17 protein-coding genes are annotated in these 13871 nt (G+C 35.2%); 5 read left to right on the forward strand and 12 right to left on the reverse strand.

The features are described from left to right. Positions 1-122: 122 nt before the first annotated feature. A complete protein-coding gene (locus D9782_RS08985) occupies positions 123-875 on the reverse strand; it encodes a hypothetical protein (RefSeq protein WP_121604552.1) in 753 nt (250 codons plus the stop codon). Positions 876-947: 72 nt separating this feature from the next. Between D9782_RS08985 and D9782_RS08990 the strand changes: the two genes are divergently transcribed. Beyond that, the gene (locus D9782_RS08990) at positions 948-1799 is read left to right on the forward strand and encodes a YitT family protein (protein ID WP_026679786.1); all 852 of its coding nucleotides are present in this window, start codon (positions 948-950) and stop codon (positions 1797-1799) included. Positions 1800-2015: 216 nt separating this feature from the next. Here D9782_RS08990 and D9782_RS08995 read toward each other — a convergent pair whose 3' ends face one another. From D9782_RS08995 to D9782_RS09010, 4 genes are all read right to left on the reverse strand, one after another. Then, complete coding sequence (locus D9782_RS08995; protein ID WP_026679787.1) at positions 2016-2699, reverse strand: hypothetical protein; 684 nt, start codon at positions 2697-2699, stop codon at positions 2016-2018. Then, a complete protein-coding gene (locus D9782_RS09000) occupies positions 2686-3192 on the reverse strand; it encodes an RNA polymerase sigma factor (RefSeq protein ID WP_121604553.1) in 507 nt (168 codons plus the stop codon). Before D9782_RS09000 ends, D9782_RS08995 begins: the two co-directional genes overlap by 14 nt. Positions 3193-3874: 682 nt before the next feature. Continuing rightward, positions 3875-4156, reverse strand: coding sequence for a hypothetical protein (locus D9782_RS09005; RefSeq protein ID WP_121604554.1), 282 nt, complete (start codon positions 4154-4156; stop codon positions 3875-3877). A gap of 83 nt (positions 4157-4239) precedes the next feature. Beyond that, positions 4240-4707, reverse strand: coding sequence for an NUDIX hydrolase (locus tag D9782_RS09010; protein ID WP_121604555.1), 468 nt, complete (start codon positions 4705-4707; stop codon positions 4240-4242). 399 nt (positions 4708-5106) lie between these two features. Between D9782_RS09010 and D9782_RS09015 the strand changes: the two genes are divergently transcribed. The 3 genes from D9782_RS09015 (at position 5107) to D9782_RS23875 (ending at position 8433) form a co-directional block, all read left to right on the forward strand. Next, a complete protein-coding gene (locus D9782_RS09015; RefSeq protein WP_121604556.1) occupies positions 5107-5343 on the forward strand; it encodes a hypothetical protein in 237 nt (78 codons plus the stop codon). A gap of 271 nt (positions 5344-5614) precedes the next feature. Then, positions 5615-7234, forward strand: coding sequence for an amidohydrolase (locus D9782_RS09020; protein ID WP_121604557.1), 1620 nt, complete (start codon positions 5615-5617; stop codon positions 7232-7234). A gap of 305 nt (positions 7235-7539) precedes the next feature. Then, on the forward strand, positions 7540-8433 hold the full coding sequence (locus tag D9782_RS23875) for a peptidoglycan recognition protein family protein (RefSeq protein WP_121604558.1): 894 nt from the start codon (positions 7540-7542) through the stop codon (positions 8431-8433). 66 nt (positions 8434-8499) lie between these two features. On the opposite strand, the gene D9782_RS09030 is transcribed toward D9782_RS23875, so the two are convergent. From D9782_RS09030 to D9782_RS09055, 7 genes are all read right to left on the reverse strand, one after another. Beyond that, positions 8500-9297, reverse strand: a complete 798-nt coding sequence (locus tag D9782_RS09030) for a DUF817 domain-containing protein (RefSeq protein ID WP_121604559.1) — start codon at positions 9295-9297, stop codon at positions 8500-8502. Positions 9298-9386: 89 nt separating this feature from the next. Next, positions 9387-9599: a DUF3955 domain-containing protein gene (locus D9782_RS09035; RefSeq protein ID WP_026679791.1), complete on the reverse strand. Its 213-nt coding sequence runs from the start codon at positions 9597-9599 to the stop codon at positions 9387-9389. A gap of 249 nt (positions 9600-9848) precedes the next feature. Next, a complete protein-coding gene (locus tag D9782_RS09040) occupies positions 9849-10277 on the reverse strand; it encodes an RDD family protein (protein WP_026679792.1) in 429 nt (142 codons plus the stop codon). 182 nt (positions 10278-10459) lie between these two features. Next, positions 10460-10582, reverse strand: coding sequence for a hypothetical protein (locus D9782_RS23790; RefSeq protein WP_256365769.1), 123 nt, complete (start codon positions 10580-10582; stop codon positions 10460-10462). 139 nt (positions 10583-10721) lie between these two features. Then, on the reverse strand, positions 10722-11285 hold the full coding sequence (locus tag D9782_RS09045; protein WP_121604560.1) for a DUF4256 domain-containing protein: 564 nt from the start codon (positions 11283-11285) through the stop codon (positions 10722-10724). A 374-nt stretch (positions 11286-11659) separates the two neighbouring features. Beyond that, a complete protein-coding gene (locus D9782_RS09050; RefSeq protein WP_026679794.1) occupies positions 11660-12466 on the reverse strand; it encodes a carbon-nitrogen family hydrolase in 807 nt (268 codons plus the stop codon). 11 nt (positions 12467-12477) lie between these two features. Then, positions 12478-13137, reverse strand: coding sequence for an MBL fold metallo-hydrolase (locus D9782_RS09055; protein WP_026679795.1), 660 nt, complete (start codon positions 13135-13137; stop codon positions 12478-12480). A 101-nt stretch (positions 13138-13238) separates the two neighbouring features. Here D9782_RS09055 and D9782_RS09060 point away from each other — a divergent pair, with 101 nt between their 5' ends. Further along, positions 13239-13598, forward strand: coding sequence for a winged helix-turn-helix transcriptional regulator (locus tag D9782_RS09060; RefSeq protein WP_026679796.1), 360 nt, complete (start codon positions 13239-13241; stop codon positions 13596-13598). Positions 13599-13871: the final 273 nt, after the last annotated feature.

The following is a 13871-nucleotide window of genomic DNA, read 5'->3' on the forward strand; positions in this document are numbered from 1 at the left end:
ACAGTGTATTGACTTTGCTTGTAGAGATTACTATAATCGTGAAGTTACATGATGAGGTGTATAAATTAATAGTTGAATTTAGTGGCTTTAGAGGTTAAGAAATAGTTAATTTCTAAAGTCTTTTATTTATCCCGCATATAACTGGCAGTAAGACCCCACATCAAACAATAAAGAGAACCTAATATTGGTGAGTAGGGATCAACTGCCAGTAAATGTCCGATTGGTTCACCTAACAATCCGTGGGGGATAATACGCCACCCCACGGATTGAAGTTTCACTTTATCCCGCATATAACTGGCAGTAAGACCCCACATCAAGCAATAAAGAGAACCTAATATTGGTGAGTAGGGATCAACTGCCAGTAAATGTCCGATTGGTTCACCTAACAATCCGTGGGGGATAATACGCCACCCCACGGATTGAAGTTTCACTTTATCCCGCATATAACTGGCAGTAAGACCCCACATCAAGCAATAAAGAGAACCTAATATTGGTGAGTAGGAATCAACTGCCAGTAAATGTCCGATTGGTTCACCTAACAATCCGTGGGGGATAATACGCCACCCCACGGATTGAAGTTTCACTTTATCCCGCATATAACTGGCAGTAAGACCCCACATCAAGCAATAAAGAGAACCTAATATTGGTGAGTAGGAATCAACTGCCAGTAAATGTCCGATTGGTTCACCTAACAATCCGTGGGGGATAATACGCCACCCCACGGATTGAAGTTTCACTTTATCCCGCATATAACTGGCAGTAAGACCCCACATCAAGCAATAAAGAGAACCTAATATTGGTGAGTAGGAATCAACTGCCAGTAAATGTCCGATTGGTTCTAGGGCCTTTAGGTCATACCCTTGTGGTACTACCAAACCATGGGGATAAACAAAGCTCCCACTGATGGAAGGTTTACATTTAATTTTTTGGCTAGGGAGGTTATTTATATGAAAAACATTATAAAAGATGTGCTTCTAATTATAGTCGGATCTTTTCTGATTGCTGCATCCGTTCAATTTTTTGTTATTCCGAATAGATTAGGTGATGGAAGTACAATTGGTATGTCTCTAATTCTATACTATTTATTTCAGATCCCAACAAGTATAAGTACGTTTATCATCAATCTTATTTTTATAGCGATCGCATATAAGTTCTTAATGAAAAGAACGATATTTTATACCATATTAGGTGTTGCCATGAGTTCTTTATTTCTTGGTATCCTAAGCTTTGTTCCGTTTGGTATTGAAGATATGGTGTTAGGCATTGTATTTGGCGCATTATTACTTGGGACTGGTTTAGGTCTGATTTTCATCGCTGATGGCTCGACCGGTGGAACAACTCTTCTTGCATATTTATTAAATTACACAAAGGGATATAGCTTTTCTAAGAGTCTATTTTATATGGATAGCATCATCATAGCAGCTTTCATATTTATTATTGGAATTAATAATATGTTATATAGCTTTATATTTGTCTATTTGTGTACAAAAATAGCGGATCAAGTAATTGAAGGTTTCCATAATAAGAAAGCGATGACGATTATGTCAGATAAATATGAAGAAATTTCTAACGTAATTACAAACGAATTTGGTAATGCTGCCACGATTTATTATGGATATGGATACTACGTCAATAAAGATAAAAGAATTATCTATACGGTTATTAAAAAGACGGAGCTTTTAAAAATCAAAAAGAAGGTGCAAACCATTGATCCAAGTTCCTTTGTTGTCATTCATGAGGTGAAAGAAGTTGTTGGTGGGAAGCTAGGATTTGTCACTAGTGGAACTCGTACAAATTAAAATAAAACAAGCTTCCACGAGGGGCTTGTTTTACTTATATAATCCTAATCAATATGGTAGGGTTAGAAACTGTAAAAAGGAATTAAACCAAAAGAGAATTTTTTGTTATTAAATGTACATCTGATTTAGTTTTCATTAACAACTATCATGTATAAAAGGGTGAACGACCCACTATCGGTAGTAAAGAAAAAGACGATGGTCTAAATCGCCTTTACATTAGTTTTTTTCTATAGCATTCCATAAGTCGTTTAATCGGATTAATATTCGTTCTATTTTATGGTCCTCATTAAGATTTGCTTGCCCATCAACAACTTCAACGTCTGATTTTTCACTGCCCTCTTTTTGGTACAGTACCTCAACTGAAAAGTTATAAATAATCTCTTTAGAATCTGTTTTTTCAAATTTGATATCTTTTACTTGCAGCGTGTATTCGTTTCGTATAGGAATGATCATTAAAACTGCACCGTAACTATTTACAAATTCCATATAGGCTGTATCATTGGCAAAATATTCTTTAAAACGCTCTTTATCATATTGGATACTGTCTTCTATAGATGTATCACGATTAAATATTTGCTTCAATTCAGCATCTGGACCATTAAGAGCATTCTGTAATACAGTTTCTATTGTCTTTATCTGTTCTTCTTGAGTTGTTACAACGTCACTAGGTGTTGGTTCCGAATTAAAAGGTAATACAGCTAACCCAAGCGGAATTAAGACGGCTACACATGCAAGCGTAGCTATATACGGAAGAACTTTTGAAGGTATTCTTCTCTTCTTACGTACAGGCTGAACCTGTGTCCACATTTCTTCTTTCAATCCTGTTGGCACTCTAATCGAATCTATCTCCTTTGTTACGTGTTCCTTTAACCTTTGTTCATTCTGATTATTCTCCAACACGATTTTCACCTCCTAACGTATACTGTTCGTATAATTTTTGTTTTGCCCGAAATATTCTTGATTTCACAGTTCCTAGTTTAATAGATAGAAGGTTTGCAATTTCTTTCTCTGTTAATTCTTCCATATATTTTAAAATCAATATTTGTTTTTGTTCAGGTGGAATGTTGTCTAAATAATTTTCTAACTCATCAATTTCAACGTTAAACTCATCTGACTTTGATAGATAGTTTTCTTCTTTAAATTCATATGCTATTTGCTTTTTGTTTTTATTATAGATATCAATAGCTGTACGTGTAGCAATAGTAGTTATCCAAGTATTAATTCTTGCATGCTGGTTGATTTTGTTCAAATGTTTGAACGCTTTTATAAAAGTATCGTGTGTGGCATCTTTTGCTAGTTCTTCGTTTTTTAAAATAAAATAAGCTGTTTTGTACACCTTTTCAAAATGGCTTTCATATATTTCCTTTTCATTTAGACGGCTGATTTCAACCACCTCCCTTTATCTCACATATAACTGGCAGTAAGACCCCGATCCCAAGCAATAAAGGGAAACTAATATGGAAGTGGGGAATCGAATGCCGGTAAATGTCCGATTGGTTCCAAAGCCTATAGGTCATACCCTTGAGGTAAGAACAATCAGTGGGGGGATAAATAACTCCCACAATGGATTGAAATTTCCCTTTATATATACAGACTGAATAACATTCCGAAAAGTTCCGCTTCTTAGGAAAAAATAAATTTTAAACTGTCAATATTTTGAGCTTTTCATCCAAAGTCCAGACTAAAACAAGCGATACCTTTGAAGTATCGCTTTAGAAGATGTTCTATAGCTTATCTTCTTATCTCACATATAACTGGCAATAAGACCCCGTTCCCAAGCAATAAAGAGTAACCAATATGGAGAAGTGTGGATAAACAAAACCCCTATGGATTGAAGTTTCACTTTATGGTTAATTATGGGGGATTATAGATGGAGTCATATCTTCTTCCTTCATAAATAGCATTCAAGTTAGTTCTACATCACTAACTTTTAACGAATTAAATTCCGAGAAAAATGGACTGCCTAATAACAGTCCAAAACTCTTTCAATGAGTCTCGCATATTTCAGATGCTAAATCCTTTATTGTTTTCTTATTTACTTTTGTCCAGACTCTTCAAAATAAGACACCACTTAGCTAAGTAATATTTTTAAGCCAAGCTATGATACGAATAACTTGGAATGGTTCAAACCAAGTAATGAGAAATAAGATAATAAAAAACGAAGCGAAAGATATAAATTTCAAACTACCTTTTTCCTTTTTAAGGATAGCAATAAAACTTAACACTCCTCCTAGCAATAAAAAAATAGCTCCTATTAATACAATAGATTCAAAATAGCTCTCCATTATCCAGTTTAATCCAAAGAAAAATAAACCTAAAACGATAAATAGTATTGACCATAAACTGGATGATTTCATAATATCCACCTCGTTCTGATTTTAGCATCACGGTAATCTTGCACCGATAATTAAACGTTTCCACTTATCTCATAAGCGCAAGCTTAAGAGTTATTGTCTAACCTACCTAAAAGATTATAAGGTTTTACTTTCCAAGTTTCATAAGGGATAAAGCTTTTTGCTCTTATACAATCAATTGTACGAGACTTCATATGTGGACGGGTTATGTAATTATCGATGTTATCCTCAGTTAACTTAATGAACCTTGCATCTTTTATTTCTTCTGGTTGAATTTTTAATTCTCCACCAACATATTTTGCTTTAAACACGACTGATAATAAATGTACAGTAGCATTATAGTACACTCCTGTTATTCCAATAGGTGAGATAACTATTCCGGTTTCCTCTAATACTTCCCTACACACAGCATTATCTAAAGGTTCTCCTTCCTCCACCTGACCTCCTGGAGGTTCCCAAGTATCAGAACGCCAGTGTGTCTTAACTAATAAAGCTTCTCCATTTTCATTAGTAACGTAAGCAGAAACTGCTATTATATGCTTAGGATTTTGCATTTCCTTTTCCTTTCTTCTATGTCCTGTTTTTAGTTATAGCATTAATTTTTGATGCAATATTAATTATTTCAAAATTTCCCAATTTGATCAACTGCTTATTAAAAAAGTGTGTCAAGCTTTGATACATATGCATATTCGTAATTTTATCCCACATATAACTGGCAGTAAGACCCCACTTTATAATGAGGTACTAACTATGTATGAAGTTTTAGTAATCCAGATCATTCAAAACAACTGATTAATAAGCGTAGATTGATTATATAAGTTAATAAATGTAAAATAATGGTTAAGGGTTGTGCTTATGAAACAATGAATGTGAGTTAGCCAAGAGCTAAAGAGGAGGGGTTATACCCTTTATTGGCAACCCTGCAGGTAGAATAATAGGAGGAGGGATTGATTATGGAGAAGATCTTACTAAAAACAGGGATGTATGCCTTTATCTTTTCTTTTTTACTATTTTTCGTGGGAATTGATAGAGTAAAAAGCACAACTGATATAAATGGGATGACTTCGGGTGTTGAGATTCCCTATCCTGATTATTTCCTTATGATTACCCGCTATTCCATAATGATTTCACTTATTGCAATAAGCTTTGTGTTTGCTGTACAACGAAAAAAGATAAGAGTGGACGCGTAAGCTAAAAGATGAACTATAGCCTACCAAAGTTGCTAAAGCATCTTATTCTAGTAATTCAAAATGAAATAGCATAAATAGAAGTTGCTTGAAATCTTGATTCACGATCATTTTCCAAAATCTATGTTAAGAACAAACTTGTCGTCGTTATATTTTATAGAATACGATTCAATTAAAAATAAACACTGTTTTCATTTATATTATGTATCATACATATGATCACGATGAATACAGTGTCTTTTATTTGTATTTATGAAAGGATAGGTGAATTACAATGAAAAAGCTATATTATGGTGGAGAAATTATCACGATGGAAAAAGACAAGGAATCAGTCGAAGCTGTATTGGTAGAGAAAGGTGTCATTCAAGACCTTGGTTCGTTAGCTAAGTTTGAATCCCTATTACACAATGGCAACATTGAAAAACATAATTTACAAGGTCATACGTTGTTACCTTCCTTTATTGATCCTCATAGCCATGTTTCGATGGTTGGTCCTGTTGCAGCTTTGTGTGATTTAAGTACATGTAACAATTTCGATGAGATTGTGACCGCATTAAAGTCTTATATAGAAGAGAAGCAATTGAGAGATACCGATCCAGTTATTGGTTTTGGTTACGACCATAATGTATTACAAGAAAAGCAGCATCCAACCAAAGAAATACTTAATCAAGTGTCGATGGATAGAATGGTTATCGTCATGCATACATCTGCTCATATGGGTTGTGTCAATGACATGGCCTTACAGTTTGCTGGAATTGATGAAAATACGAAAGATCATGAAGGCGGTAAGATTGGTAGAGTAAGAGGATCACTAGAGCCCAATGGATATTTAGAAGAAGCAAGTATGATGGCTATCCGAGAAGAGGTAGTAAGTGATATTGGGACAAATTTTGCAGCGATGATGCAGCAAGGTCAAGAAATATATATTAAAAATGGGATTACGACTTGCCAGGACGGTGCTACAAGTAAAGAAATGATGCAGCTTTTCCATACCTTAGCAGATCAGAACAAGCTCATGATAGATATCGTTGCCTATCCATTAGTAATGGAAGCACCAACAGAATTGCTACAACAATACGAAAGGTATGCTAAAAAGTACAGCAATCGGTTTAAACTTGGAGGATATAAGCTTTTTTTGGACGGTTCTCCACAAGGCAAAACAGCTTGGTTAACGGAACCATATGAAGGAGAAACGGATTACAGAGGGTATGCGTGGTTCCAAGATGAAGAGGTAAAGAAATTTGTTTTAACTGCGCTTAATGATGATGTTCAATTACTGACACACTGTAATGGAGATGCCGCATCGGATCAGTTACTACGAAGCTATGAGGAAGCCTTAAAAGACGCAGCTAATCCGAATAAACACAAGCTGCGTCCAGTAATGATTCATTGTCAAACTGTACGTAGTGATCAATTGGACAAAATGGTTGAATTAAATATGATTCCGTCGATTTTCAATGTGCACACCTTCTACTGGGGAGATGTACACCTCAAAAACTTAGGGGAAGAACGAGGTAGCAGAATTAGTCCAGCAAAAACAGCCTTCGATAAAGGATTGGCTGTTAATTTTCATCAGGACTCCCCTGTTGTTAAACCTGACATGCTTCATGCCATTTGGTGTGCTGTGAATCGTAAAACTAGAAGTGGTCGGCGAATTGGAGAAGAGGAATGTGTTACTGTTTACGAAGCGTTACAAGCCGTTACCATCAATGCGGCGTATCAATATTTTGAGGAGGATACAAAAGGGAGCATTGCCGTCGGAAAATATGCAGATTTAGTAATATTGGATCAGAACCCGCTCACGATAGATAAAGAGGCGATTCATAACATTAACGTAGTAGAGACTATTAAGGAAGGAAACACGATTTATCAAAATACTGAGGCAAGCGCCTAACATGTAGGCACTATTTAATATGAGTATTAAATCTCGCAGATAGTTGGCAGTAAGACTCTCACTTCAATATAAGAAAGTGAAACCAATATGGTTAAGTGGGGGCGACTGCTGACTTCATTACTAAACAAAGATATTACCTTTCTATTTTAATATTTTAACTTTGTAGCTATTATAACAAGGTAATCAATATATTCTTTCAGCCATAAGCAGTATACAACAGAATAAGCATTATTAAGTAGTCAAACGGCTAGTCCACACGGGCAAGCCGTTTTTTTAATATAAAAATATTAAGGAGGAGATTTCTTATGCCAAAAATTATTAAAGACTTTATACCTACCTCTCAAAAGGAACAACGTCCTGGATATGCTATGGTTCCGCTCTATTTAACAATTCACAATACTGCTAATACCAGCGAAGGCGCAGATGCAGAAATGCATAATCAATACTTGCATAATGGTGCAGGTGGTCGAACTGTTGGCTGGCATTACACCGTAGATGATAAAGAAATATACCAGCATCTTCCAACGAATGAAAACGGCTGGCATGCTGGTGATGGTGAAAATGGAACTGGTAATAGACGATCCATTGCTATTGAGATTTGTGAAAATAGCGATGGCGACTTCCGTAAAGCAACAAAAAATGCACAGTGGCTAATTAAAAAATTGATGAAAGAGCATAAAATACCGATTTCAAGAATTGTTACCCATAAGCACTGGAGTGGAAAGAACTGCCCTAGAAAATTACTTGATGATTGGAAGGGGTTCATTGATGAAATTAATGGTGCATCTAACCAAGAATTAGACAACTACAACGGTCATTCCATTGTGGATTACCTTAATAGTATTGGCAAGAACGCTAGTTTTCGCGCACGCCGGCGATATGCTGCTCAATATGGCATCCGAGGTTATAGGGGAACAGCCAGTCAGAATCTTACATTGCTTCATAGCATGCGTGGCGATTCACAAAAAGCAAGCTATATCGGCAAACGAGTAGAGTCTAAACATGCAGGTCAATTAAGATTTTATAACAAGCCCAGTTGGTCGGATAAATATGTTGTTGGCTATCTTAAAAAGGGATATGGTTTTCCGACGATTGTAGCTAAGCTCAAAGTAGGCAATGGTTATCAATACAAGGTTAAAAATAGTAAAGGAAACGTTTATTATGTGACAGCTAGTAATCAGTATGTCAGAGTTGAATAAAGAAATAGTGCCTTACTCGCTAAGGAGTGGGGCACGTTCATATTAAAGTAGATATAAAAAGGTTGTTTAAACAAGATTGTTAATGGAATACTTTTCTTTTTTAGGAAGAGGTGTCATAAATCGTTTATACTGCGCTACAATCATGATGCTTATTACTACTAGTAAGTACCAGGAACTAATTTTTCCGATATGCACAAAACTCCATGAAAATTGTTGATTAGGATATTGCCATGCCCCAAAGAAAGTAGCAATATTCTCGGCAACCCAAATGAAGAAGCCGATAAGGATAAATGAGATAGACAACGGCATTTTATATGTTGTGTTCCGTACAATAAATTGTACATGAGTCTGTAAAAAGACAATAAATAATAGCAGTGTTAAAATCCAACGAAAATCTAAAATAAAATGATGCGTAAAAAAGTTTAAATAAATCATCAATCCAAGTGGTATTGTCCATATATTTTTGGGCCATTTATTCATTTTTAAATGAAATCTACGCCATGCCTGACAAATATAACTAGCGACACTTGCATACATAAAACCACTATAAAGTGGTACCCCAAGAACTTTTGACCACGCTTTTTCAGGATAAGACCACGAACCCAAATATACTTTATATACTTCTAGTAGTAATCCGATAACGTGGAAAATACATATCACTTTCCACTCTTTAAATGACTCCAAATTGGTTTTTAACATCAGATATTGCGTAATAAGACAGATTAGTAGAATAAAATCGTAGCGTGGTATGCCAGGTATAGAAATTATCTTGGACAAAGCAAGTGTCGCGAAAATAACCACTGGAAAAATGCATGATAAAGCCTGATGGTAACCGAAATAAAAAAGGTCTATGATATATTTCATGTTCTCCCCTCTTCGTATTCATAAGGGTTATAATAGCCCTTACTTACATTAAACATAAGGACTATGACTATTTGTTCTATAACGTAATGCTAATTGCTAATTCGCTTAATGAAGGAAACGATAGAAATAAGAAATATGGTGAGTACACCACTAAAAACAAATAGATAAGATAAATTAATTAAGAAGAACGGTTCAATTAAAGTACCATCAGGTTCCACACTTGAACCAATTAAGCTATAGATAACGAAACATATAGCACCCAACAAGATTGGTGTAGAAGCTAACAGATATTTCTTTTTCATCAAACATTCTCCTTTGTTATTATTTATTACAAACTAATTCTAAATCAAATATATATGTAAATCAATTAAAATTTATTGATTTACAATAAAAATTTATTATTTAAATAGATTTCTTTCTGATTGCTTAAACATAAAGAAAGGCACCTCTTTTATATTTGGAGATGCCTTTCTTATTTACAGCTTTTTATGGAAAATAGCTCGATTTTGGATGGTAAGTTAGCTAGGAGTCTAAAATAATTTACCCTATTATTATTGAACTTTTGTTGGGGGATTTGTTGTCACATACGTTTGTGCGATAAAGTCGTGAATGGCACGTCTATCTTCTCTCACTCCTACCATGAAGGCGCTTACGATTAATCCTATTCCAAACGTAAGAATGTAAATAATTCCTGCTACAATATTTCTTAATATCATTGTTCCTATGCCAATTTTTCTGCCATCAATTCTTACAATACGGTTTCCCGCCATTCTCCTCCCTAGCGTGTACCCATACCAAACAATAGGTGTTATCAGGCTATATATAAGCCCTAAATAATCAATAGGACGAATGGTTTCATTATCATAGAATACACCGTATAGAAATTGCGAAATAATTCCTGTCACTAAAAAAATAATAATAACATCTAAAACTCTTGCCAAGAATCTGTTTTGAAAACCTGCTGGATTGGTAATGTCGATAAAAACCTCTCCTCTCTATACAATAATCATACGCTTTTTTTCATTAGGATGTTATGGAGAATGACTGTTTTCGTTAAAGCTTTATCTTGTATATAACTGGCAGTAAGACCCTCATTTCAAGCAATAGAGTGAAACCAATATAGAGAAGGGGGAGGTAAATAAGCTCCTCACTGATTGAGGTTTCACTTTATTGCTGCTTTTTTGTTTGAACTTTCTTTACCAGTTAAACCTAATGAATCTGCACTTTCTCCATTTTCAAAATGTAATGGTAGCACACCCATGTTTTTGTGTTCATATCCCAGCATTATAAACCGCGGTTATCTCAGATAAAATAAAATGTCCCTTTATAGATGTAATCATATGATTTCACCCTTTATGCATGTTAGCTGAAGAATGAATCAAAGTCTTATCGCAGAAGTCCATACTTAGTTGTCTGTGTAAAATTTAGACCTTTAGCGAGCCACGGAATCCTCTAGCAGCATAGTAAGAGGATGCACCGTTGTGATACAGAAAGACATGCCCATAGCGATAATCACAAAAAAGGGCACCGCCGAGTTCTCTAATATCTGAGGGTGTTTGCACCCAACTTGACGTTTTCTTATCGAAATGTTCCAGCTGCTGTAACGCTCGATACTGTTCTTCTGTTAAAAGTTCAATGCCCATGGCAGTTGCCATATCAATTGCATTATTCTCTGGTTGATGTTTTTTTCTTGCCTCTAGTGCTTCACGGTCATAGCAAACGCTTCTGCGGCCCTTAGGGCTTTCAGCTGAACAATCATAAAAAATGTATTGGCCCTGCTCATGACCAACAACATCGGGTTCACCGCCAGTGCTTTCCATTTCATGAAGCGACCACAGTTTTTCCGCATTAGCTTCCAGCCTTGCTTGGACGTTAGCCCATTCGACACCTTGGTGACGGTGCATGTTTTTCTCAAACCGTGTTTTCAATGCTTTGAGTAATCCTTCACGTTGTTCTACTGATAACTCTTTTTCATTGCTTTTTGTCATGTTCATTTCCTCCTAACTAAAACGGTTAAGATATGTATATTTGTTTTACAATAAACTGTTTAAAGGATTGTGTAAAGTCAGTTTACATTAAATTACAAGACTAAGTAAATGTATTTCCCTACAATTTGGAATTTTTCTTGAATGACTTTAATTTTCCTACACAAATTTTATCACACATATAACTGGCAGTGAGGTGCCGACTTCAAGTAAAAAATGAAACCAATGTTGGTAAGTGGGGGATCGACTGCCAGTAAGTGTCCGAATGGTTCAAAGACCTTTAGGTCATACCCTTGTGGTACGAACAATCAGTAGAGAATAAACAAATCTCCACTGATTGATGATTCACCTTATTTGTAGCCTCGATAACGAAAGTACTATTCCGAATACTTATAAACATCCGGTCTCAGGTTTTCAAAAATAGGAATGTTTTGCTGTTGTTCTGTTACCTTCTGTATATCGATTTCTGTTGTTAAGATTGTCTCTTGATTGCCTGCTTCTTGAATAATATTTCCATTTGGATCGATGACGATGGAATGTCCTGCGTATGTGTTGCCGACATGTTTTTCGTTATTCACGACACCTACACTATTACATGCAACGACATAGACACAATTTTCTATAGCTCTTGCTTTCAATAATGTTCGCCAATGGTTTAAGTTTTTGGTGGTCCACTGGGCGACATAGAAAATGATTTTTGCTCCTTGAGACGCTGGGTAACGTGTGATTTCTGGGAAACGTAAGTCGTAACATATAATTTGAGTTGCCTTGATATCGTTAATTTCAAATACTTCTGGTGCTTCATTTCCACCTGTTAAATAAAGCTGTTCATCTAACATTGGCACGAGATGTATTTTATCTTTTTGATAAATTAGCTTACCCGTTTTTGATACCACAAAGGCGGTATTATATATATTCTTATTGCGTTTGTTTGAAACGGAACCTGCAATAATATTTACATGATGATTAGTCGCTAAATGTTGGATAAAAGGGAAACTTCTTGTTAAATCGACATCTGCATTTTCTGTTAAATGTTGTAAATCATACCCGTTATTCCACATTTCAGGTAGTATAACAACCTCTGTATCTGTTTCGAGTTTTTCTTCAAATAAGGCTTTGATACGATTTTCATTTTGTTCTACGTTGCCTTCTATAATCTCTAATTGAAATAATTGTATTTTCATTTTTATATCTCCTATTCATATGTAAATTTATAAATGGTATATAACTTGTCATTATATTTAACATCCTCACCATGTGAGGAAGATAGGATAGATGGTTTGATATCATCTATTACTCGCCCGCTATTAATATTTTCTTCCATATTAATTGTGAACTTTTTAATCGGTGGGTGTAGGGTCTTAGCATCAGAAATAAATAAGTCTCCAGTTATCAACACATTGTCATCTTTATGATGGTAAATGACATGACCTGGAGCATGACCAGGTGTTTCATATACATCGAGGGGTAACGTGTTAATGACACTATCTTGAAAAGCCTCAACCTGATGTTCAACACCTGTTGTTTCCTTTTCTACTTTATTTGGATAGGGTATTTTTCCATTAATAAACGGAAGTTCATTCTTGTGTGAGTAAATAGGAATGTTTAATTCAGCTCGTAGATACTTAGCTCCATTGATATGATCCAGATGACCATGTGTTAGTAAAATACTTTTGGGAACACCTAAGGATTTTGCTGCTTTTAGCTGTATATGTGCGTATTCTTCCATCCCGGTATCAATGATGTAAACATCTTCACCATCCACTACGTACCATGTATTAATCTTGACTGGAATACCGACAACGGTTTCGTAGGTAAGTCTATAAATATGTTTAGAAATTTGGACGAATTTCAATTCATACACCTTCTCTTATTTATTTGATATCATAAATTTAACAAGATAAAAAGGTAGTAACAAGAAGGCACAATTTTGTAACTACCCATTGAGGTGAGGAAATGTCAGACTTTAAAAGCAGTCAATATGGTACTTGTACGTTAACTGTAAAGCATGCCTGTCCAATTGAATTAACGATGCATATCATTGGTGGTAAATGGAAAGGTATCATTCTATTTTTACTGTCTCAATCACCAATGAATTACAATGCGATACGCCGTGAAATACCAGGTGTTACTCAACGCATTCTTACACTACAGCTTAGAGATATGGAGAAAGATGGTATTATTGAAAGAGAAGAAACAAGCGATTACCCTAAGAAGGTAATATATTATCTAACAGCTCTTGGTGAGGATCTTATTCCAATAATAAAATCCATAGAGAAGTGGGGGAATGCTTATATGAGGAAGGAATTTGAATGAGGTTAAAAAAACGGGGAGTTGTTATGAATTTACAAAAGCCTCATTCTTATGTACAACTTGAGAAGATACCACACCCTAAATTTAGTGATATGCTCTCTGTCAAGTAGACAATAGATAAAACTAATATTTAGGGTGTTTTTTAAGGAGTATATGAAAATTCGTCAATAACTATTTAACATCTTCGTGCGATTTGGAAACGAATAAAGATATCTATCTCGTTTAGCTTCGATTAATTTGTATGAAAAGGTCCATCTTTTCATAACGTGTATGCAT

Origin of the sequence: Virgibacillus sp. Bac332 (genome assembly GCF_003667785.1) — a bacterium.
Lineage (GTDB): Bacteria > Bacillota > Bacilli > Bacillales > Amphibacillaceae > Virgibacillus > Virgibacillus salarius.